The sequence below is a fragment of the Stenotrophomonas sp. AR029 genome, from assembly GCF_047520695.2.
In the GTDB taxonomy this organism is placed as follows: domain Bacteria; phylum Pseudomonadota; class Gammaproteobacteria; order Xanthomonadales; family Xanthomonadaceae; genus Stenotrophomonas; species Stenotrophomonas sepilia.
On the sequence record NZ_JAXBQQ020000007.1, the window covers coordinates 121,564 to 141,245 of the forward strand.

Sequence of the window (19,682 nt, forward strand, 5' to 3'; positions counted from 1 at the left end):
GCAGCATGCGGCTTTCCGTGCAGCGGGCGTGTGACAACCCTCATGATGATGAACGATTTCCAGCAACTGCTGCACGCCGCCGGCGAGCAGGCTGAACCGCAACGCCTGCTGTTCGTATTCGTGCGCGCCGAGCTGCCCGAATCGCCCACCAGCGACCAGCGCGACCGGCATGACCGCCGCGAGGGCGGCACCCTGTCGCCGGTGCTGTGCGTGGACAAGCTGCCGGCCGAGGTGCCCAGCTTCCAGGCGCTGGCGGCCGAATCGACCACCACCGGCATCGACTGGGACCTGGTGTTCGTAGCGGCGCTGGATGGCCGTGGCGGTTTCGCGCCGAACAGCGACGAAGCCGCGCGCCCGTTGCAGCTGATGGTCAACGCCATCCATGACGGTCAGATCGGCCGCTTCGCCGCCTTCGACCGTGGCGGCGAGCCCGTTCAGTTCTATTGAGCCACCAGCTGCAGGGTCAGGAAGAAGATCACCAGCACGGTGTTCAGCCCCCAGGCCACGGTCAGCCCGCGCGCCGCCACGCCCAGGTTGGGGTTGTGCGCGGTGGGCGCCGCCCGCCAGACCGCCGGGATGATCCAGCCGGTATAGAGCAGCAGCACGGCAAATACCCCCAGCAGCAGCGGGGTGCGCTGGTTGGCCAGCGCCCAGAGGGCCACCGCCCACAGAATGTTGCTGGGAATGACGCCCTGCAGCCAGAACACACTCCACAGGCGGGAACGGCCTTGGGTGTCGGGGGTGGGGTGCAGCGAAGCGGTGGCGGTCATAAGTCTCCTTCTGTTTAGGAAACGTGCTGAACAAGCCTGCGCTTGGTGGCTGGGAACGTCAACCCGAGTCGCACGTCACGCTTTGGCGCCTGTAGACGCGGGCCATGCTCGACACAGGTCGCTCCCCGCAGAGCCTGTCGTCATCGCCCCTCCCCCTTTGTTCCCTAACGCCCCCCAACCTCGACATCTGTCGCAGATTGCACGGTGCGGGCGGACCGCCGCGCCAGCCAGCGCTGGCAGTGCTTAACAGCATGGGAGAATGCCGAAAGCGTCTCCAATCGAGTGATGTTTGCAACTCTTCTGATTGGCATTGCACAGCGCCAGGGGCTCAGATGGCGTGCCACCGGAAAAGGGTGGCCGGGCTTCGAACACCCGAGTTGATGTTGATGTATGCGCTTGCCAGCCGGCGCCACCTCAGCGTGGCGCCGGCTGGCAATCCGTCTGCCGGCTATGGCGGGCGGTGCGTGGGGGCCTTCGGGCCCGCCGGACTGACATCAACCCGGTGTTCGAACCACGTACCGTCCGCCACTTTTATGAGTGGCGGCTGCCGATTGCCCTGCACGGAGCCTTGCCATGAACGAATCGGACTTCCCGCCTCTGCACGCCTACCGCAGCGCCGCCACTGACGACGGTTCGCCACCGGCTTCGCCTGCGATTGACCGGAACACCTTCATTGCCAACCTCCACCGCATCGGCTCCGGTGCGGCGGCCGACGGGCAGCCCTGGCCGGAGCGTCACCAGCTGCCCGGCCGCTGCCTCGCTCTGGCCGACGCCGATTGCGCATTGACCGGGTTGCGGGTGGTGCTGGAAATGCTGCTGGCGGCCGAACGCACCCGGCAGAACGGCGAACCCGGGCAGTACGTGGGCGACCGGGTGATGGAGGGGTTGGTCATGGCTTGCCAGTCGCTGTGCGCCCAGGCGGTGGGGCGGTTGCAGCCCGAAGGGTGAATGTCATGTGCAACGCCCTTCAGCGAGAACCGCCTTCCACCCGACATGCCAGCGGCGTAGCGCCCTTCGCCGAGGGAATCGCGAGTACATTCCAGCGCTCGGCCAAGGTGCGTTCGACGCGGAAAGAAAATGACCGTGCCTCGGCGGGCATCTTCCCTTCAGAGAAGCCGATGGCTATCTCGAAGCGATCCAATCCGAAGTTCCCCGCCTCCAGTCCAGAGCCATCTTCCCGCTTCACTCCGACGTAGACGACAGGGCGCTTCACGTCCACCTTTGCTCTGGCAAGCTGGCGATCCAATTCAGCGCTGCCATCGAAGTACTGCATTCCTTCGTCGTTGGCGATAGAGCTGAGGGTCTGCTTGAACCGATTCACGCCCTCTTGGTCATGCACGCAGAACTGGATCATCTTGAAGGGCCGCTTTCCTACAGCCCATGCGCCGCCAGAGAATCCAAGTCCGACTCCAATCAGAAGTAGTGCTGTCAGGATCCTCACCATCATCAAGGCCCCAGTTTGCAGAGTGTGGCGGACAACGTCGCCGCAGGGCCAAAAATCATGACCCCAAACACATCTCCGCTCGGTCTTCTCAGGCCGCTTCCCTTGGATGAGGGAGACCTTGTCGGGGGTGAGGAATCTTGGCACGGAATGTCCTTCAGGGCACTGCACCCGCCATCGGCAGATGCTCGATCCGCCATGTCCTGGCGTAGATGAGAATGACGCTTCCGGTCGAGGTGGTCTCGATACGGAAACACTTCAGGCCGGACAACGGATAGCCGACCGCCTTCCAACGATCAAGAAGATGAGCAAGCCCCGGCTCGTCGTCCTCGACCCTGGCGAACTCTATTCCCTCCTCCCCCAGTACGCCGAAGTTCATGAGCGCCGAGCACCCGTAGGCTTCCGAGAAGCAGACGGTTGCCTGCCGGCCGTCCGGCCAGCGCACGTGGACCTTTACCTCGTCGCATACGCCAGGTTTGCTCCTATCAATGTTGATGGCCAGCAACGTGGCGTCACACCATTCGAGAGAGTTGAAATCTTGGTTCATCTACTGGAATCCACCAGATGCATACCACGGTGGTGCGACCTCGTCCGCCCCTTCCTCTCTCTCACCACTCCTGAAGCTCCCCAAGGTTGAGATCCCGAGCATAGGAGCGCCGACTACTGATCAGCACCGGCTTGGATGCGAACCTCCGGCCGTCCGAGCATTCAACGGCGAATTGGTAGCTCTGGGGTTCCGGCCCTGCAACGACCATAATGGGGACCGCGAATGTGCTTCCAACCGGTTTCGACGAAACTACACCTTCGCCCTCCCCGAGCATGCTCAGCTCACAATCGAGAGCGCGAACGTCACCCTGACCAGGCGGCACGCTTCCCGAGACGCGCACGATCATATCGCCACCCAATGTTGCACAGCCGGCCAGAACCAGACCGGCCATGACAGCTGCGGCACACCTCACCTTTCGCATCCTCGGATCCTCAGTACGCACTGCGACGTCTCACGCATACAACCATTCAGGTACGCATCAACCTCATCAATAGATACCCACCATGATACGAATGTAGTCGTCGAGCGAATCCACCCGCCGATTGACTGCAATACCCCGTTCTTTCGCGAGCGATTGAAGCTCGAATATTAAAACTCCATACCCCGAGTCCCAGCCATCAGCTTCACCAGGCGACAGTTCCTTCGAAAATCGATCTCCAGGACGGAGCTTCCCGGAGGGCAAACGAAGCTCGTCTGCAACATGCTCCAGCAGCTCCACTACGGTTTCCTGATCCAGGCCACTGTCCGCATAGTATTGGTCATAGAAGCCAGTTGGCGACAGCGCCTCTCTTTCTCTCATTTTTTCTTTCATTTCTATTCGCCTCCATCCACCGCCTGCGCTGCAGCCGCAATAGAGCATGGAGCCGACATCCCAGATCCCCTCCCATACAGTCGTCATCACGGCCACGCGCCCCAGGACCTGCCGGAACCTGCGATGCTCTGACAGCGCCTTCCCATTCGCGAACATGGCCAGTGGCGAGGTCGATGTGACCCATGCCCGACCTCGACGCTCGGCCGGAAAGTAGCGAATCAGGCACCGGGAAAGGACATCGCAAAGTGCCAGCCACGCATTTCGCTTCCCAGGCGAGACCGCCCAGCCACTTATAGCGCTATTCCGCTGTAAACAAGGCCCAGCTCTTCATCGCGCATGACCCAGCGACCAACATCACCCTCCGGGAACAGATAGAACTTCCCGGAGTAGCTTGATGCTCGTGACCACGCGCTGCGGGCAAACTGAGGAAATCTCCGCATGACTCGCGCGCCGGACAGCTCCGGCCTGCTCACCAGCCTACATTCTTCGGGCAAAGTAAGAACCCCGCTGGTCAGGTGGAAAACCAGCCACGATTCATTTGTGTCAATGTCGTGCGACTCGCGTATATTGACTGCATCTTCTGGCAACCATGAAGGCAACCATTTGGATTCACCGATTGCTTGCCTTGAGACGGCTTGATTGCGGTCTGCATACTCGGTGCTGGCAACTTCCATGCAACCAGAAAGTGCGATTGACAGCGTCACGATTGGGAGCAGCTTGGGGGCGTACATCTGAGGCATCCGAGTCATCAGCAAGGGAAGTTTCCACCGGGTCGATAGCTCCCGCACATCTGCGAGCAACTCCGCGTACGGCTCATTTGTCCAGATGATCGTCCGAGGCGGTTTGCCAGCTGATCCGCAGCGGAGTCAGCGGTGGAGTCGCCCTTGATGTTTTGATCGAACCACTATAGTTATCGAACCACTATAGTTGTAGAACCACCCGCTCGCATCCGTGGCCTGCTGGCCCGGGAAGCGCAACGCCAGCTCGAACACCACACCATCGCCATCCGGATCGGCACTCGGAAGCTGGTTGCCGAATACCTCGCTCTTGTTGCTCCACTCCCAGATCGCCACATCGCGCACCGGATCGATCACCACGTGCGGTGTGCCCAGATGATCCGGCTGCACGTAGGCCAGCTCCGGCACGCCGGTAGCCGGCACATTGATCAGCGCCACCGGGTAGTTGTCCAGCCAGATGGCCAGCTGCTCCGCCTGGCCGGTGGCCGAGTAGTTGCCCAGCCACTGCCCTGCTTCGTCGTACAGGGTGATCTGCGCTACGCCACTACCCGAGGTAGGCAGCACGCGCACGCCGCGATGGTTGTAACCGTAGCTCTCAATTGTGGCGTCACCCAACTTCACCGAGCTCATGCGGTTGGCATCGTTGCAGGTGAAAGAGAAGCCCCGCGTGGCGGGGCTTCGGATATGCAGCTCACTTAAATTCCTCCTGCACCAAGAAACAGGAGCATCAGCAGAGTAAATAATTGCAGCCCCGCAACGATGATGGCTAACCATTTCGGAATCCTGCTCGCGAACAAAAACATGATCACGTTAAGCCCTACAAACATAGCCGGTATTACAACGTAAAATGTCGCATCTCCAAGATACGGATATGGGAAGCCTCTCACAGCGCCTGGGTAGCCAGGAGCATCTCGTCCTGCGACAACAATGAATCCCAAAATAGATTTTACGAACCATACGAGCAGAAACAGAGCGAACACCAATCGGCGGCTTGAGCCCTTCTTTAGCACATTATTCATGGCCCCAAAGACCTCGCAGCGCGGGAACCGAGATACTCAAAAATCATCGGCCCCATAAGCTTATTCATGATCGGATTCGGCCCGATAACAGCTCCAACGATATGCGCACCCACCACACCGCTCCTCTGTTGAATTGAAATAGTGACCGATCCGCCAATTGGTGACCTGGCAAAGCCACATTCTTGATGGTTCTCTCGCAAGGATCAACGGTCTGATTGATCGGATTTCCTTTTATCAGACTTGGCAGCACAAGGTAGCGGCTTCCGTCTTGCTGGCCCGGGAAGCGCAATGCCAGTTCGAACGCCACACCATCACCATCCGGATCGGCACTCGGAAGCTGGTTGCCGAACACCTCGCTCTTGTTGCTCCACTCCCAGATCGCGACATCACGCGCTGGATCGATCACGACACGCGGCGTGCCCAGATGATCCGGCTGCACGTAGGCCAGCTCCGGCACGCCGGTAACCGGCACATTGATCAGCGCCACCGGGTAGTTGTCCAGCCAGATGGCCTGCTGTTGCGCCTGGCCCGTGGCCGAGTAGTTGCCCAGCCACTGCCCTGCTTCGTCATACAGCGTGATCTGGGCAGTTCCACCGGCAGGGGTACGCAGCACGCGCTCGCCGCGATGGTTGTAGGCGTTGCTTTCCTGCACGGCATTACCCTGCTTCACCGCGTTCATGCGGTTGGTATCGCTGCAGGTAAACGATCTGCTGTCAGAGCGTGGTATTCCCTGCTGCATTAGGGCTGCGTGCAGCGCGACGATTCGCTACCGTCCGCTGCCCCAGGAGCTGCCACCCACTAATCGATCCGTCTGAACAGACCACGCCTCCAAAAGATGCTGCGCGCCGGATTCACCACCATTCTTCAGTACAGAAAGAATCGCATCTAATCTACTTTTAATAGCATTGGACATTGGCAACTTCAAAAGCGTCTTCAGCGTCGCGTCCGCCGCCACGAAATCGCCAAGCCGGATGGCGGATATGTATTTTACCCATTCCGAATAGTCGCTTGTGAAGTCAAGACTGTCGACATAGAGCAACAAGTCTGCCGCCGTTCTCACTGTCTCAAGCTTTTTGGCATGCGCCTCATGCATTCCACAGAAAAAACCTTTATCCACTTCCGCGCTTGCAATCCTCTGACCTAGAGACATGTGCAGGTAGGGCAAATCATCATATGTCGGAATTACGAAGGTCCATACATAGGTAGAGGATGGCGCAGGATCCAACGTGAAACCTGAGATAACATCGCGCGTATGTAACGCAATCAAAAAATTGCCAACGACTCGCAGACCGCTCCTCTTGGCCTCGCGCTTCATTCTCCAAAGCGCAATGGACTTCATGCTAGGGCGCCGACTGTTCAGAAGAACCAGAGGCGGCGCCTGGCCGGCGATCGTACAAAGCGATAAATGCCTCCCAGCCGAATTCCTTCTCAATGGCTTGCCGCACCAATCCCGAAGTCGCGAACCAAGAGGTATTGGTATGCATGTCAAGACCTTCAGGGCCGAACTCGTCCAAGAGGTAGAGCATCTTTCTTCTAGACATCTTCGCCCTCTCGTCCCGAAGAATTGCGCGACGATGTTTTTTCATAAGCAGCCTGAATTGCTTGGCCGTTGTAACACCTAGCCGCGCAAGCTCATCCAGCAGTTCTTCGGGCTCGAAATCACCATAGTCGTGCCGGCGATGGAACAGACTCCCCACTATTTTTCTTAGAGCCCTTGCGGTCAAGGGCGCCAAGTCAATCTTCGCTCGCGAATGCAATGACTTCACTATCAACTCCACGTCCTGTCATCTACAGGCATGCTGCGAACCATCACGGAATCCAGGCCGCATTGTGCCTGGAACCATGAAGATCGACGGATCACTGCCTATCACTGCAAATTCAACGACGGCCCCTCAGTTGAACACATCGCTACATTGGGTCCGGCGAAGTCAACATTGCCACAGACCTCAGGGAACAGAGTACAGAGCGTCTTGCAGGAGGCAAGGTCGCCATTCTCACAGGCTACCTGAAGGGCAACCCGGAGGACCAGACCCGGCCCGATTGCCTTTGGGGGAAGCAGGTAGTGCGGTCTCTTTTTGTACTTCGGCTTGCCTGAATGGCCATCCAGCTGCCAACCCCATCCTGGCCGCTTGGGATCATCCTTCCAATGCTTATCCGGGTTGCCTGTGCCATCTGGCGAGCGAGTCAAATTGCGCTCACCTTTGCGTCGCGACATTTCCCCTAGAGGATCAACATAGGACAGAGGATTGCTTTCAGCGTAAGAGAATGTGGAGATGCCGCCATCCAGCCCGATGGGATCACTCTGAGAGTAGCGCCCCACGGATGGGTCGTACTCGCGCTGATAGTTGTAGAACAACCTACTCGCACTCGTTGCCTGCTGACCCGGGAAGCGCAGTGCCAGTTCGAACGCCACACCATCCCCGTCCGGGTCTGCACTCGGAATCTGGTTGCCGAATACCTCGCTCTTGTTGCTCCACCCCCAGATTGCAACATTCCGCACCGGATCGATCACCACGCGCGGCGTACCCAGATGATCTGGTTGGACGTAGGCCAACGCCGGCACGCCGGTAGCCGGCACATTGATCAGCGCCACCGGGAAGTTATCCAGCCAGATGGCCTGCTGCTGCGCCTGGCCCGTGGCCGAGTAGTTGCCCAGCCACTGTCCTGCCTCGGCGTACAGCGTGATCTGCGCCGCGCCACCGGCCGGGGTGCGCAGCACGCGCTCACCGCGATGGTTGTAACCGTAGCTTTCCAGCACGGCATCACCCTGCCTCACCGCGTTCATGCGGTTCGCATCGTTGTAGATGAACGTCTTGCTGCCGATGCTGGTGGTATTCCCCGCTGCGTCATGGTTGCGTACCTCGCCATCCACCGCAGCCAGGCGATGGCTGGTTGGGGGATAGGTGTAGCTGGCGGTGCCTGCCGAAGTGGTCAGCGGGGTGCGATTACCGGTGGAGTCAAGATTCTCAAGCCCCCCCCTTCGAAGAGGGGGCTGAGAAGGCACGCTACTCTTGTGATCCACCAGCCAAATGCTGCTTTCTCCTCAAGGCAACGAGAAAGAAGGCTGTCGCAGCTAGCAACGCGCCACACGCATCCCATATTCGGTCAAGCCACAGCATCAAAGTGAAAATGGCCAGCCACATTACAGATAGTGCAAGAAACCATCCGCGCGTCAGCTTCATAGGGCTCAATACACAGTTTGAATTCCAACCATAGCGCAGACGATACCCAATGCAACCCAATAGATTGCCGGCATCCCTTCCTCCAACTGCTGCAACGCCGGCGACAAAGGGCAAAAGCAGCGTCAGATCCGACGCACCAGATGCCGGCAAGGTCAGCCGCGTTGATAGGGGGGCGGAAGAACCCGCAGCGCAGGCGCAGCGACCTCATGCACCATGACTTCCTGCACAGGGAGCAGGTGTTATACCTCACTACATTACCAGCACGACCCGTCGCGAGGTCGCCAGGCTGTGGCACTCCGCTGCAGACCTGACCCATCGGAAGGACTGGCACGCGCACGGCCCAGGGGAACGGCAATGAAGAGCCGCCGAGTGACGTTGTGGGCGCTGGCCGCGATGATGGCCGCAGTGGGCACCGCGCACGCAGGGGAAATCCAGGTGGATCGAGGCGCTTACGCACTGCAGGCCGAAGAAACGGGGTCAGGCCCGATCACCGTGGTCTTTGAATCCGGTTTCGGCCAGGGCGCGGGCGCCTGGAAGGAGGTGGTCGCGGGTCTGGGGCGCGACTATCACAGCATCACCTACGCCCGTGCGGGACTCGGCAAGTCCGGCAGCGACGGTCACCCCAAGCGCATCGATGCGCATCTGGCCGACCTCACGGCCGTGATCGATACGCTCGCTCCCGGTCGCCGCGTGGTGCTGGTGGGTCACTCCTATGGCGGCCTGCTGGCCACGGAGTTTGCACGCCGCCATCCGGAGCGGCTGCAGGGCCTGGTGCTGGTGGACCCGGCCACGATGGGGCAGCGCCATGCGTTCAAGCAGGCCGACAGTGCACGCGTGCAGGCAGACGATGCCCAGCTGCAGGCAATGCTGCCGCCGGCCATGGCCGCCGACTATGCCGTGCTGACCGAACAGCTGGATGCACCCGGTGCGGAAACCCCGCGCACGATGCCGGACGTGCCGGTAGCGCTGCTGACTGCAACCCAGCTGGCTGCCGAACCGCTGTTCTTCGAAGAGACCGCAGCGGGCAAGGCGCTCTGGAAAGCACAGCACGCCCTGCTCTTCTCGGGATTCACGCGCGGCTCGCATCGCTACCTGGCGACCGGGCACACCCTCCAGCGCGAGGATCCTGCTGCGGTGGTGGCCGCGATTCAATCTGTCTCAGGCACTTTAAAGTAGCTGTTCCAGGCAGGGGCTTCCCCCGCTGTTCCCTGCTACTGCCCACGCAGGCGCACCGCAAAGTACCGCGCCGGGGAAAGGCCAAGCGCCTTCTTGAACATCGTGATGAAGGCCGTCACCGACTCATAGCCCAGCGTCTCGGCAACGCGTTGTACGGGTGCACCGGCGGCGAGTTCCCGAATGGCGATGAGCAGGTGCAGTTGCTGCCGCCAGCGCCCGAAAGACAGTCCCGTTTCCCGTTCGATGAGGCGGGTCAACGTGCGCTCGCCCAGGGCCAGGCGCACGGCCCACTGGCCGATGGTGCTGCGGTCTGTCGGATCCGCAGAAAGCGCCGCAGCCAGCGCACGCACCTTCGGGTGATGGCTGACCGGCAGCGACAGATGCTCAGCCGGCATCTGTACCAGCTCGTCCAGCAACACCCGCGCCAGCCGGTCGGTGTGGCTGCCATGCGGATAGTCCAGCGGCGCGTCGGCCAGGTGCAGGATCATCTCGCGCAGCATCGGCGAGATGGCCAGCGTCACGCACTGCGCCGGCAGGTCGACGATGCCGGGCTCGACGAACAGGTAGCACAGGCGCGCGTTTGCGGTGGCGCGGTTGCTGTGCGGCATGCCGCCCGGAATCCAGACGCCACACTGGGGCGGCACGATCCACAGCGCATTGGCCACTTCGCAGGTCACCGCCCCATGCAGCGCAAGAATGAGCTGGCCCTTTCGATGCTCATGCACCGGAATTTCCGCGTCGTGCTCGGCCACCTGCAGGCGGCTGGCAACCGCCGGGCGATCGGTCTCGTCCGGGTCCAGGTCAAAGCCGGGGAGCGAAATGCGAGCCATTCTCACATTGACCGGTTTTAGCGATTGATTGTCATTGTAGCGAAATTCGCCAGTGCGGCCGATCACTAGCATGAGCCGCATGCACTCCCCCTCCCCGTTCCGCCCCCACGTGTTCCAGGCAATTGCCCGGTTGAAAAGCCCTGCCCTCAGGACCGACCAGGAGGCGGTGCTCTTCTCGCTCAAATGCCTGCTCGCCGCGTCGCTGGGGCTGTATGTCTCTCTAAGGATCGGCCTGAATCGCCCGTTCTGGGTGATCGGCACGGTCTATCTGGTATCGCAGCCTCTGTCCGGGGCGACACTCAGCCGCGGCCTGTTCCGCCTGCTCGGTACCGTGGGCGGGGCCGTCGCCACCGTCGCGCTGGTGCCACGCTTCGCCAATGCACCCCTGGTGCTGAGCGCCGCGCTCGCCGCGTGGATGGCGCTGTGCCTGTACCTGGCGATGCTCGACCGCACGCCGCGTGCCTACGCGTTCCTGCTGGCCGGCTATACCACCAGCCTGATCGGGTTTCCTGCGGTGATGGTGCCGGCAGACGTGTTCACCATCGCCATCACGCGGGTGCAGGAAATCGCCATCGGCATCCTGGCGGCTACGCTGGTACATGGGCTGGTGCTGCCGCGCCGGGTTTCGTCGCGCGTGCACGCACGGGTTGCTGCCGTGCTGGATGATGCGGAACGATGGACACGGGACATGCGCGCCGGTGCATCGGACACGGTGCTGGTGACGGACCGCTCGAAAGTGGCAGCCGACCTGCTTGATCTGCACGTGTTGTCGATCCACCTGCCCTTCGACAGCGCCCACGGCGTGGCCCAGGTGCAGATCCTGCGCGCCCTGCATGACCGGATGCTGGACGTGCTGATGCTGTCCAGCGCGGTGGAAGATTCCATCGCTCGGCTGCGTTCACCGCAGGCCGGCACAATGGATGCAAGCGGCTGGCGCGATCTGCTGCAGGCCAGCCTCGCCACGCAACAGGCCGAGCTCGACCTGGCCCACGCCGACTGCCGCGTGCTGCAGGCGCAACTGCACACTGCCCGGCCCGACTGGCGCCTGCATGTACCTGCTCGCCTTGCGCGACATGCGCGTGGTGCGGCGCTTCACCGGGATCATCAGCTTGCCCTGCGCAGCGCGCTGGGCGCGTTCGTGGGCATCCTGCTGAGCTGCGTTCTGTGGATCGTCACCGGCTGGTCGGAGGGCGCCACGGCGGTGTCCATCATCGGCACGGCGTGCGTGCTGTTCGGCACGATCGAAGCGCCTGCGCCGCATGTTATGCGCTACCTGGTCGGCTCCGCCATCGGTGTCGCCGTCGGTCTTGTGTACGCCCTGGTGATCATTCCTTCGCTGTCGGGTATCGCCGGCCTGGTCGCCGCGCTGGCGCCGGTACTGCTGCTGTGCGGATCGTTCCTGGCCCGGCCGCCCTTCATCATGGCCGCGCTGGGCGTGGTGCTGACCTTCCCGCTCATCGCCGGCCTTGGTGCGACCAATGCGATCAACATCGTCGGCGCACTCAACAACAGCGTTGCGTTGTTCATCGGTACGACGGTGGCACTGTGCAGCATGCAGCTGTTCCAGACCGCCGATGCGGGCCGCAACCGCGCACGGCTGGAGCGTTCGATCCGTCGGGATATCGCACGACACGCCGCCGGACAAGGTGATGTGACACGCGCCTGGCTCAGCCGCATGCTGGATCGAATCGGGCTGCTCGCTCCCAGGCTGCAGGGCCGTTCCAGCGCAGGACACGACCTGCGGGCATTGTTTGCGGATGTTCGTGCGGCACGTGCATCCAGCCAACTCCGCGCACTGGAAAGGTGCCTGGACAATCCGCAGGTCCGGGCGCTTCATGCACTGCTGATCGAACGCATCGCCGCACATTTCAGGATCCGCTCGCACGCGCCACGCAGTGTCGATGCCCATCTTCTGGAACTGCTCGACCGCATGCGCGAGGCCGCGACGGCCAGCAGCGGGGCTGATCGGGATCACCTGTTGCATCTGCTCTGCGGGCTACGTCGCGACCTGCTGGTACCCGCGCTCACCCTTCGGCACTGACCTCATGTTTTCTGATCTCTCCATTGATGGCGTGCTGATCCCCGGCCTGCTCGCCGTGGCCGTCGCCGCGCTGGCGCTGTCGGTACTGACCTCGCGCCTGCTCGCCAGTCTCCGCCTGTACCGCTTGTTCGCCGCGCGACCATTGGTGGGCCTGTCCCTGTTCGTGATCCTGGTGGAGCTGATGATCCGGCTTTCGCCCCTGCTCGAGAAATGAAATGAAACACCTGCTTGCCGTCATCGGGCGCTGGAGCGCTACGCTGCTTGTATTCGCGATTGCTGTCGTTGCCGCACTGTCCATCTGGAAGCGTTACGAAGCACGCCCGTGGACGCGCGATGGGCGGGTGCGCGCCGACGTGGTGCGCGTTGCGTCGGACATGGGGGGATTGGTCACCCAGGTGCTGGTGCACGACAACCAGCGGGTGAGCGCCGGACAGCTGCTGCTGGTGCTGGACCAGCCGCGCTTCGCTGCCGCACTTGAGAAGGCCGACGCAGCGGCCAGCAGCGCACGCGCCACGCTGGCACTGGCCCGCCGCGAATCGACGCGGGACAACGCACTGGGCAACCTGGTCGCTTCGGAAACCCGCGAACGCAATGCCGCCAAGGTCGATACCGAGCTGGCCGCCCTGGCGCAGGCGCGGGCCGAACAGCGCGTTGCCCGGCTCAATGTGCAACGCACCGAGGTGCGTGCGACCACCGATGGCATCGTCACCAACCTGGACCTGCACGCGGGCGACTACCTGCAGCCGGGGGCACAGGCGCTGGCGCTGATCGACACCCGCAGCCTGCGCATCGAGGGCTATTTCGAGGAAACCAAGCTGGCCTGCATCACCGAGGGCGATGCCGCCGTGGCCCGGCTGATGGGCGACGACCACGACGTGCGCGGGCACGTGGATACCATCGCCGCCGGCATTGCCGACGATCAGCGCTCAAGCACCCACAACCTGCTGCCGGCGGTGGCGCCGACCTACACCTGGGTGAGGCTGGCACAGCGGATCCCGGTACGCATCCGCATTGATGATGCGCGGCCGGATACCCGCCTGATCGTCGGTCGCACTGCGAGTGTGACCATCACGCCCTCGGCACAGGGAACCTGCAAGTGAGCCTGCGAACACTACGCGGTGGGCTGCTTGCCCTGCTGCTGCCGATGACGGCCTGCGTCTCCGGCCCCGACTATCACCTGCCTGCGAATGCCGTCGCTGCCTCCACACGCGCGGCGCAGGCGTTCGTCTCGGGCAAAGAGGCATCGTTCAGCCACGACCCACCACCGGATCGGTGGTGGGAACTGTATGGCGACCCCAAGCTTGACGCCTACGTACGCGATGCACTGGCGGCCAATACCGACCTGCGCGCCGCCGATGCCAACCTTCGGCGCGCCAGCGCTGCCGTGCTGGAGTATCGCGCGCGCGGTGCCGTGCAGGCCGACGTGGATGCATCGGGCACGCTCGTCCATGCCGGTGGCTACACCCAGGCGTCGGCCGCGCCGCAGTCGTACGCGCTGGGCCTCCACCTCTCCTATCCACTGGATCTTGCAGGTGGCATCCGCCGCGGCATCGAAGCCGCCAACGCGGACGCGGAGGCGGTTGCTGCGGCACGCGACCAGGTCCGCGTGGTCGTCGCTGCGGCCGTCACCCGTGCCTATCTCCAGGTGTGCACAAGCAATCACACGCTCGCTGCAACCCGGCAGGTGCTGGCGATACAGCGCGCCACGCTGGAGGCAACCCGACGCCTTGCTGCGGGCGGACGCGGAACGGACTTCGATGTCAGCCGTGCCGGTGCAGCCGTCAATCGCAGCGCGGCGGCGGTACCGCACCTGCTGGCGGAACGGCAGGCCTCACTGTTCGAACTGGCCGCACTGATGGGCAAAGTCCCGGCAGACTATCCCAGGGAGGCCGAAGGGTGCCCACAGCCCCCTGAGCTGCAGCAGGCATTGCCGGTCGGTGACGGCTGGCAGCTGCTCCAGCGGCGCCCCGACATACGTGCCGCGGAGCGTAGCCTTGCCGCGGCCACAGCGATGATCGGCGTAGAGACTGCGGAACTTTATCCGCGGGTCACCCTGGGCGCGTCCCTGGGCACGGCGGGCATGCGACGGCAGCTGCTTTCCGCCGACAGTTTCGGGGCGAGCGTCGGGCCGCTGCTGTCATGGCACTGGCCCAACCGCCGCGTGGCCAAGGCCCGGATCGCAGCGGCCGGTGCCAATGCAGATACGGCTCTTGCTTCCTTTGACGGCGCGGTGCTGCAGGCACTTCGCCAGACCGAGACTGCGCTTTCTGCCTGCACGCAGGCGCTTGAACGCGAGCGCAGCCTGGCACAGGCGCGTGGGGACGCAGCGCGGGCCGCGGGACAGGCGCAGCAGCTCTACCTTTTCGGCAGGATCGATTTTCTCGATGTGCTTTCGGCCCAGGCCGCGCTGGCAGATGCGGAGTCCGCATTGGCCGCATCGCGCGCGGACCGGGTCGATCGCCAGATGGATCTGTTCCTGTCACTGGGCGGCGGCTGGGGCGCATTGGGTCCGGCCCCGGACGGGGCCCGTTGATCCGTTCCGGGGCGGCGACTGCACGTCACGCTGTGTGTTCAGGAAAGTGCCGCGCACACCCGTATTCATTCACGTTGTCTGCCCTATATTCCCGCCACAGCGCCGCATGCTGCGGCCATGACGGAGGCACATCCATGAAGACCACCCGTTTGCTTGCCATCGCTTTGACCACCGCCACCGCGTTGGCTGCGGCCCCCGCCTTCGCCGATCCGCCGCACCACGCCCGCGGCAACGGCCCGCCGCCGCATGCAGGTGGCCCGCACAACCGCGATGCGCCGCCGCCGGGCTGGCAGAAGAAGGCCTGGCGTCGTGGCGACCGCCTGCCTTGGGCCGAAGTGGACCGCCGCTACTGGGTGGACGACTACGCGCGCTATGACCTGCGCGAGCCGGGCCGCGACCGGCGCTGGGTCCGGCAGTCCGATAACGAGTACCTGTTGGTGGAGATCGCCACCGGGCTGATCATCGACGCGCTGCATCGCTGACACCTCCTGCGGTGTCCCTCCGCGCGGCAGACGCCGCGCGGAGGGATACTTCACGACCTGGGCTGTGACGATCGGCGGCGCTTATGCCCCCGACGCTGTACCTGCCTTCGCGGCCGCCCGGCATGCATGCCCTCCCGCAGTGCGATATACGCGCACATCAGCGCTGTGGCAAACAGTCCCATCGCCACCAGCAGTTCGAATCCCCGATCACCGAAGAGCAGGCGGAGGGAGACCTCCAGTGAGCACAGCCTGCCACAGCGCAGGCCCTGCTCGTTGAAGCCATGGATGAGCACCAGCACGCCCATCAGCCCGCACAACGCCATCAGGGCCAGGCTTGCGATGAAGATGAAAGGTCGATGGATGCGCATGCGTTCGTCGCGGTCTTCTAGGGTGACGTCAAGCGCGACGTTGTGAGCACGCGATCGGAAGCATCCAGCTCCACCGACCAGGCTTCGGTATCCAGGCCCAGCCGGTTCTCATACCACCATCGCTGCGCACAGCGACCACTGCATCCACGGCTGGCATAGCGGGTAAAGGGAGCACCGGCGTGCTCCACCACGTCAGGTTGCCCCAGCGCCTGGAGTACTTCGGCCTTGCCCGCCCCGGCCGAACCGAAGCAAGCGCGCGGGAATGCCACGCCGAGATTGCCGAGCAACCGGCAACGTACGCCAGGAACAGGCCGGCAAGCCCCCACATCAATGTCCTCATTGACAGATCCCCTCCTGCGCCGCGCGCCCGCGCATCATCCGCGCAGACCTTCCTCAACGTCAAACCGGCCTGTTGCGGCGCCCGTCATCCGTGCTAGCGTGCGCCGACCGATGATTCAGGATGAACACAGGGACGCCCGTCGATGGCAGGCAAGAGCCGGAAGGACAGGATCGCGCAGGAGATCGGCCTGTTCATGCAGCAGTACGCGCGCAAGGCGCAGCGCCATGCAGAACCCTGCGACCGGCCGTACGACCGAGGCTGGAAGCGCGGCTCAAGCGCTTGCCGCCCTAGGCAGTGGGTAGGCTGCTTTCCGCAGAGCATGACGAGGATGACCAGCCCCGTTGCATGGGCCAGGCGCGCCATTGTCGTGACGTTCTGTAGCGCGCTATGCGCCTGCGGTATGGTGATGGACAGTTCGTTCGACACCCTGCAGGAGGCGCTTGACTCCGACAGGGTGAACAAGGGGTGGATTCCCGGCTGGGTGCCGCAAGCGGCGACCGATCTGCGCGAGGTCCATGACCTCGACTCCAACACCAGCGCGCTGGCCTTCACCAAGCCTCCTGCGATACCACTGCAGCTGCCTGCGGATTGCCAGGCGACCACATTCAACAACAGTGATCCTGTTGCATTCAATCGATACTGGTGGCCTGGCAACGCGACGCTCAGTGCGTCGTACCGTGTCTTTCGCTGCGCGCCCGAATCCGGAAAATCCGTCTTCGTCGCCGTCAACACGGCCGAAGACCACGTGCTTTTCTGGCGAACCTACGCGCGCTGATGCGCGAGCGCCACCTCACTCCTCCCCAGGACCCCCATGATGCCCAACGCACGTGCACGCTCCGCCGCCCTCGCCCTTCTGCTCCCGGCGTGGCTGCCAGTCTTAGCCGCGCAGAACGCCCCTGCCGACGTCAAGGCCATCGAACAGGTGGTCGAATCGTTCCGCACCTCGCTGATCAACAAGGACAAGCCAACCTACATGAGCCTGTTCTTCTCTGACAAGCCGGAAGATATCGGCTGGCAGTTCGTTTCCGAGGACGCGCGCCTGCAGGACATCCGCAAGGCCAAGCCCGATGCGATCAAGGCGCGGCAGATTCCCGCCAACAACTTCATCGCGCTGATTGACGGGGCGGTGGCCTCGCCGAAGCTGAAAGAAGAGACATTCTCCAACACGAAGATCGAGACGGACGGCGATGTGGCTTCGGTGTGTCGTTCGACTACAGCTTCCACGACGATGGGGTGAAGACCAACTGGGGCAGGGAAATGTGGCAGCTGGTCCGGACCGAGCAAGGCTGGAAGATCTTCTCGGTGATCTACTCGATCCGCGATTCACGCAGCCCGGCCGATTGAACGTCTTGAGGACGCCGAGCGCGGATTGCGATCCATTCAGCCAGGGCATTGGCATCCGGCAATGGATCGGGCAGAGTTCGGCCACGCGCAAGGACGCTCGCAATGACCCGCCTGCTGATCATCGAAGACAACCCCGAACTGGTTGCCAACCTGTACGCCTTCTTTGAGCCACTCGGCTATGTGCTGGACGACGCCCGTGACGGCGCCAGTGGCCTGCGTCGGGCCACGCAGAACGACTACGATGCCATCCTGCTGGACCTGATGCTGCCACGCCTGGACGGGATGGCGCTGTGCCGGAAGCTGCGCCAGGAGTTCCAGAATCCGGTGCCGATCCTGATGCTGACGGCGCGCGATCCGGTCGAAGACCGCGTGCAGGGCCTGGCGCTGGGCGCGGATGACTATCTGGTCAAGCCCTTCTCGCTGAAGGAGCTGGATGCGCGGATCAAGGCCCTGGTGCGACGCGCCCAGGGCCGCCAGGTCGACAGCGTACTGGCGTGGAAGGACCTGCAGGTCGATACGCGGTCGCCGCAGGCCTGGCGGCAGGGACGCTGCATCGCGCTGACGCCTACGTCGCACAAACTGCTGATGTGCCTGGTACGCGCGGCCCCGGCCGTGGTGCGCAAGCAGGAGATGGAATACCTGGTCTGGGGCGACGAGCCACCGGACAGCGGCGCGCTGCGTACCCACATCCATGAACTGCGCCTGCAGGTGGACCGCAGCTTCGACACCACGTTGATCGCCACGGTGCACAGCGTCGGCTGGCGCATGCCGGCGTGACCCCTGCCGCTCTCTACCGCCGCCTGGCCCTGCGTACCCGCATCACGATTTCGTTCGTGCTGCTGATGGCCGGCGCGATGGGCTTCATCGTCCTGGCCGAACAGGTGGACTACGACCAGGTCAGGGCCGCGGTCATCGCCCGGACCCAGGACAGTGCCGTGCACAAGCTGCAGGCGGCACTGGCCCGTGGCGAGCGCCCCGCCCTGCCCCCGGGCAGCCACCTGTACGACAGCCATAGCGTGCCGATGGTGCTGCGCCAGTACGGCCTGGGCTACCACGGCGAAGCGGGACCAGACGAGTGGCACCTGCGTGTGTTCGACAGTGGCGGCCAGCGCTACTACCTGCTGCAGGACGCTGCACCCTATGGCTACCTGGAACACCTGATCAATGCCTTTGCCGCGGTGGTCATTTCGATCTGCGTGCTCGGCGCCTTCCTGATCGGTCGCAGGGTGGCATCGCACGTCATCGCGCCCATCACGCAGTTGGCCGATGCCGTGCAGAGCGGGCGGAAGCCCTTTCCCTGTCAGGACGCCCGCGACGAGATCGGTGTACTCGCCCGTGCCTTCGCCCGGCACAGTGATGAGCTCGAACGGTTCCTGCATCGCGAGCAATGCTTCAGCGGCGATGCCAGCCATGAGCTGCGCACGCCCTTGGCCATCATCGGCGGCGCTGCGGAAACCCTTGCCTGCCAGCTTCCGTCCGACAGCCACCTGGTCCCCAGCGCGGAGCGTATCCTGCGCACTACCCAGGAGATGCAGCGCCAGCTGTCCTGCCTGCTGCTGCTCTCACGTACCCCCGGCTCCGTGCCGCGCAACAAGGTGGCCCTGCGCCCATTGATCGAATCCTGCATGGAGCGCTGCCAACTGTGGATTTCCGGCAAGCCGGTGATCGTTGCGTTTGATGCCCGGCATGACGCCGTGCTGGACACCAACGCAGATCTGGCACACAGCGTGATCTGGAACCTGCTGCGCAACGCCTGCCAGTACACCGAAAGGGGCGAAGTGAGGATCACCCTCCACGACACCGCACTCACCTTCGCCGACACCGGACCCGGCCTGCCCTCCAGTATCGACCCACAGCAGTTCCAGCGCTTCGTGCCCGGCAGCCCGCACAGTGGCGAGGGACTGGGGCTGTCCATCGTGCAGCGCATCGTCGAGCACCTGGGTTGGAGGATGACGGTGCACTCCTCGCAGCAGGGATGCCGGTTCAGCCTGGAATGGCCCGCCTGACGGTTTCCTGACACGTGCGTGCACATGCTGGGGATTGCTCACTTCACGGCGGAAA

Annotated in this window: 21 protein-coding genes and 4 pseudogenes; 12 read left to right on the forward strand and 13 right to left on the reverse strand. The window is 63.2% G+C overall.

Features of this window, described 5'->3' with window-relative positions; all coding sequences use genetic code 11:
• The first annotated feature begins 42 nt into the window (after positions 1-42).
• Positions 43-447 (forward strand): ribonucleotide reductase subunit alpha, encoded by a 405-nt coding sequence (locus tag ACM0PB_RS18095; RefSeq protein WP_065185691.1) that lies wholly within the window; start codon positions 43-45, stop codon positions 445-447.
• Here ACM0PB_RS18095 and ACM0PB_RS18100 read toward each other — a convergent pair.
• A complete protein-coding gene (locus ACM0PB_RS18100; protein WP_019659894.1) occupies positions 441-770 on the reverse strand; it encodes a hypothetical protein in 330 nt (109 codons plus the stop codon). The genes ACM0PB_RS18095 and ACM0PB_RS18100 overlap by 7 nt on opposite strands.
• 573 nt (positions 771-1,343) lie before the next feature.
• Between ACM0PB_RS18100 and ACM0PB_RS18105 the strand changes: the two genes are divergently transcribed.
• Positions 1,344-1,718, forward strand: a complete 375-nt coding sequence (locus ACM0PB_RS18105; RefSeq protein ID WP_065185692.1) for a hypothetical protein — start codon at positions 1,344-1,346, stop codon at positions 1,716-1,718.
• Positions 1,719-1,737: 19 nt separating this feature from the next.
• Here the strand turns inward: ACM0PB_RS18105 and ACM0PB_RS18110 are convergent, their stop codons facing one another.
• From ACM0PB_RS18110 to ACM0PB_RS18150, 9 genes and pseudogenes are all read right to left on the reverse strand, one after another.
• Positions 1,738-2,217 (reverse strand): hypothetical protein, encoded by a 480-nt coding sequence (locus ACM0PB_RS18110; RefSeq protein ID WP_240431616.1) that lies wholly within the window; start codon positions 2,215-2,217, stop codon positions 1,738-1,740.
• A gap of 151 nt (positions 2,218-2,368) precedes the next feature.
• Positions 2,369-2,758 (reverse strand): hypothetical protein, encoded by a 390-nt coding sequence (locus tag ACM0PB_RS18115; RefSeq protein WP_070489794.1) that lies wholly within the window; start codon positions 2,756-2,758, stop codon positions 2,369-2,371.
• Positions 2,759-3,245: 487 nt separating this feature from the next.
• The gene (locus tag ACM0PB_RS18120) at positions 3,246-3,656 is read right to left on the reverse strand and encodes a hypothetical protein (RefSeq protein WP_414604562.1); all 411 of its coding nucleotides are present in this window, start codon (positions 3,654-3,656) and stop codon (positions 3,246-3,248) included.
• Between the two features lie 203 nt (positions 3,657-3,859).
• Complete coding sequence (locus tag ACM0PB_RS18125; protein ID WP_329888958.1) at positions 3,860-4,300, reverse strand: YbbD-related protein; 441 nt, start codon at positions 4,298-4,300, stop codon at positions 3,860-3,862.
• 192 nt (positions 4,301-4,492) lie between these two features.
• A pseudogene (locus ACM0PB_RS18130) lies at positions 4,493-4,963 on the reverse strand (RHS repeat-associated core domain-containing protein); the annotation flags it as partial.
• A 630-nt stretch (positions 4,964-5,593) separates the two neighbouring features.
• Positions 5,594-6,077: pseudogene (locus ACM0PB_RS18135) on the reverse strand (RHS repeat-associated core domain-containing protein); the annotation flags it as partial.
• Between the two features lie 14 nt (positions 6,078-6,091).
• The gene (locus tag ACM0PB_RS18140; protein WP_141750807.1) at positions 6,092-6,664 is read right to left on the reverse strand and encodes a hypothetical protein; all 573 of its coding nucleotides are present in this window, start codon (positions 6,662-6,664) and stop codon (positions 6,092-6,094) included.
• Position 6,665: 1 nt separating this feature from the next.
• Positions 6,666-7,091 (reverse strand): hypothetical protein, encoded by a 426-nt coding sequence (locus ACM0PB_RS18145; protein WP_204325523.1) that lies wholly within the window; start codon positions 7,089-7,091, stop codon positions 6,666-6,668.
• A gap of 452 nt (positions 7,092-7,543) precedes the next feature.
• A pseudogene (locus ACM0PB_RS18150) lies at positions 7,544-8,284 on the reverse strand (RHS repeat-associated core domain-containing protein); the annotation flags it as partial.
• Between the two features lie 577 nt (positions 8,285-8,861).
• Here ACM0PB_RS18150 and ACM0PB_RS18155 point away from each other — a divergent pair.
• Positions 8,862-9,683: an alpha/beta fold hydrolase gene (locus tag ACM0PB_RS18155; protein ID WP_329888960.1), complete on the forward strand. Its 822-nt coding sequence runs from the start codon at positions 8,862-8,864 to the stop codon at positions 9,681-9,683.
• 35 nt (positions 9,684-9,718) lie between these two features.
• On the opposite strand, the gene ACM0PB_RS18160 is transcribed toward ACM0PB_RS18155, so the two are convergent.
• Positions 9,719-10,513, reverse strand: a complete 795-nt coding sequence (locus ACM0PB_RS18160; RefSeq protein ID WP_414604568.1) for an AraC family transcriptional regulator — start codon at positions 10,511-10,513, stop codon at positions 9,719-9,721.
• Positions 10,514-10,679: 166 nt separating this feature from the next.
• Here ACM0PB_RS18160 and ACM0PB_RS18165 point away from each other — a divergent pair, with 166 nt between their 5' ends.
• The 5 genes from ACM0PB_RS18165 (at position 10,680) to ACM0PB_RS18185 (ending at position 15,569) form a co-directional block, all read left to right on the forward strand.
• A complete protein-coding gene (locus ACM0PB_RS18165) occupies positions 10,680-12,554 on the forward strand; it encodes an FUSC family protein (RefSeq protein ID WP_329888961.1) in 1,875 nt (624 codons plus the stop codon).
• A gap of 4 nt (positions 12,555-12,558) precedes the next feature.
• Positions 12,559-12,768, forward strand: coding sequence for a DUF1656 domain-containing protein (locus tag ACM0PB_RS18170; protein ID WP_065179218.1), 210 nt, complete (start codon positions 12,559-12,561; stop codon positions 12,766-12,768).
• 1 nt (position 12,769) lies between these two features.
• Positions 12,770-13,654, forward strand: coding sequence for an HlyD family secretion protein (locus ACM0PB_RS18175; RefSeq protein WP_329888962.1), 885 nt, complete (start codon positions 12,770-12,772; stop codon positions 13,652-13,654).
• A complete protein-coding gene (locus ACM0PB_RS18180) occupies positions 13,651-15,087 on the forward strand; it encodes an efflux transporter outer membrane subunit (RefSeq protein WP_414604561.1) in 1,437 nt (478 codons plus the stop codon). The genes ACM0PB_RS18175 and ACM0PB_RS18180 overlap by 4 nt, the downstream gene beginning before the upstream one ends.
• A gap of 134 nt (positions 15,088-15,221) precedes the next feature.
• Positions 15,222-15,569: an RcnB family protein gene (locus ACM0PB_RS18185; RefSeq protein WP_065185701.1), complete on the forward strand. Its 348-nt coding sequence runs from the start codon at positions 15,222-15,224 to the stop codon at positions 15,567-15,569.
• Between the two features lie 50 nt (positions 15,570-15,619).
• Here the strand turns inward: ACM0PB_RS18185 and ACM0PB_RS18190 are convergent, their stop codons facing one another.
• Both ACM0PB_RS18190 and ACM0PB_RS18195 read right to left on the reverse strand, forming a co-directional pair.
• A complete protein-coding gene (locus ACM0PB_RS18190; protein WP_005416890.1) occupies positions 15,620-15,937 on the reverse strand; it encodes a hypothetical protein in 318 nt (105 codons plus the stop codon).
• Between the two features lie 17 nt (positions 15,938-15,954).
• Positions 15,955-16,206: a hypothetical protein gene (locus ACM0PB_RS18195; protein ID WP_414604560.1), complete on the reverse strand. Its 252-nt coding sequence runs from the start codon at positions 16,204-16,206 to the stop codon at positions 15,955-15,957.
• A 213-nt stretch (positions 16,207-16,419) separates the two neighbouring features.
• Between ACM0PB_RS18195 and ACM0PB_RS18200 the strand changes: the two genes are divergently transcribed.
• The 4 genes and pseudogenes from ACM0PB_RS18200 (at position 16,420) to ACM0PB_RS18215 (ending at position 19,627) form a co-directional block, all read left to right on the forward strand.
• The gene (locus ACM0PB_RS18200) at positions 16,420-17,052 is read left to right on the forward strand and encodes a YbbD-related protein (RefSeq protein ID WP_262219946.1); all 633 of its coding nucleotides are present in this window, start codon (positions 16,420-16,422) and stop codon (positions 17,050-17,052) included.
• A gap of 36 nt (positions 17,053-17,088) precedes the next feature.
• Positions 17,089-17,621 (forward strand): annotated as a pseudogene (locus ACM0PB_RS18205) (Cif family virulence factor).
• A gap of 102 nt (positions 17,622-17,723) precedes the next feature.
• Positions 17,724-18,398 (forward strand): response regulator transcription factor, encoded by a 675-nt coding sequence (locus ACM0PB_RS18210; RefSeq protein WP_262219945.1) that lies wholly within the window; start codon positions 17,724-17,726, stop codon positions 18,396-18,398.
• Positions 18,395-19,627, forward strand: coding sequence for a HAMP domain-containing sensor histidine kinase (locus tag ACM0PB_RS18215; protein WP_164093419.1), 1,233 nt, complete (start codon positions 18,395-18,397; stop codon positions 19,625-19,627). The genes ACM0PB_RS18210 and ACM0PB_RS18215 overlap by 4 nt, the downstream gene beginning before the upstream one ends.
• Positions 19,628-19,682 lie beyond the last annotated feature (55 nt).

Excerpts from the sequence above, each read along its gene's own strand:
- ACM0PB_RS18160 (WP_414604568.1), bottom strand. The coding sequence starts at position 10,513 with ATGGCTCGCATTTCGCTCCCCGGCTTTGACCTGGACCCGGACGAGACC.
- ACM0PB_RS18175 (WP_329888962.1), top strand. The coding sequence starts at position 12,770 with ATGAAACACCTGCTTGCCGTCATCGGGCGCTGGAGCGCTACGCTGCTT.
- ACM0PB_RS18115 (WP_070489794.1), bottom strand. The coding sequence starts at position 2,758 with ATGAACCAAGATTTCAACTCTCTCGAATGGTGTGACGCCACGTTGCTG.
- ACM0PB_RS18210 (WP_262219945.1), top strand. The coding sequence starts at position 17,724 with ATGACCCGCCTGCTGATCATCGAAGACAACCCCGAACTGGTTGCCAAC.
- ACM0PB_RS18185 (WP_065185701.1), top strand. The coding sequence starts at position 15,222 with ATGAAGACCACCCGTTTGCTTGCCATCGCTTTGACCACCGCCACCGCG.
- ACM0PB_RS18110 (WP_240431616.1), bottom strand. The coding sequence starts at position 2,217 with ATGATGGTGAGGATCCTGACAGCACTACTTCTGATTGGAGTCGGACTT.
- ACM0PB_RS18200 (WP_262219946.1), top strand. The coding sequence starts at position 16,420 with ATGGCAGGCAAGAGCCGGAAGGACAGGATCGCGCAGGAGATCGGCCTG.
- ACM0PB_RS18095 (WP_065185691.1), top strand. The coding sequence starts at position 43 with ATGATGATGAACGATTTCCAGCAACTGCTGCACGCCGCCGGCGAGCAG.
- ACM0PB_RS18190 (WP_005416890.1), bottom strand. The coding sequence starts at position 15,937 with ATGCGCATCCATCGACCTTTCATCTTCATCGCAAGCCTGGCCCTGATG.
- ACM0PB_RS18125 (WP_329888958.1), bottom strand. The coding sequence starts at position 4,300 with ATGTACGCCCCCAAGCTGCTCCCAATCGTGACGCTGTCAATCGCACTT.
- ACM0PB_RS18120 (WP_414604562.1), bottom strand. The coding sequence starts at position 3,656 with ATGACGACTGTATGGGAGGGGATCTGGGATGTCGGCTCCATGCTCTAT.
- ACM0PB_RS18100 (WP_019659894.1), bottom strand. The coding sequence starts at position 770 with ATGACCGCCACCGCTTCGCTGCACCCCACCCCCGACACCCAAGGCCGT.
- ACM0PB_RS18155 (WP_329888960.1), top strand. The coding sequence starts at position 8,862 with ATGAAGAGCCGCCGAGTGACGTTGTGGGCGCTGGCCGCGATGATGGCC.
- ACM0PB_RS18140 (WP_141750807.1), bottom strand. The coding sequence starts at position 6,664 with ATGAAGTCCATTGCGCTTTGGAGAATGAAGCGCGAGGCCAAGAGGAGC.
- ACM0PB_RS18105 (WP_065185692.1), top strand. The coding sequence starts at position 1,344 with ATGAACGAATCGGACTTCCCGCCTCTGCACGCCTACCGCAGCGCCGCC.
- ACM0PB_RS18170 (WP_065179218.1), top strand. The coding sequence starts at position 12,559 with ATGTTTTCTGATCTCTCCATTGATGGCGTGCTGATCCCCGGCCTGCTC.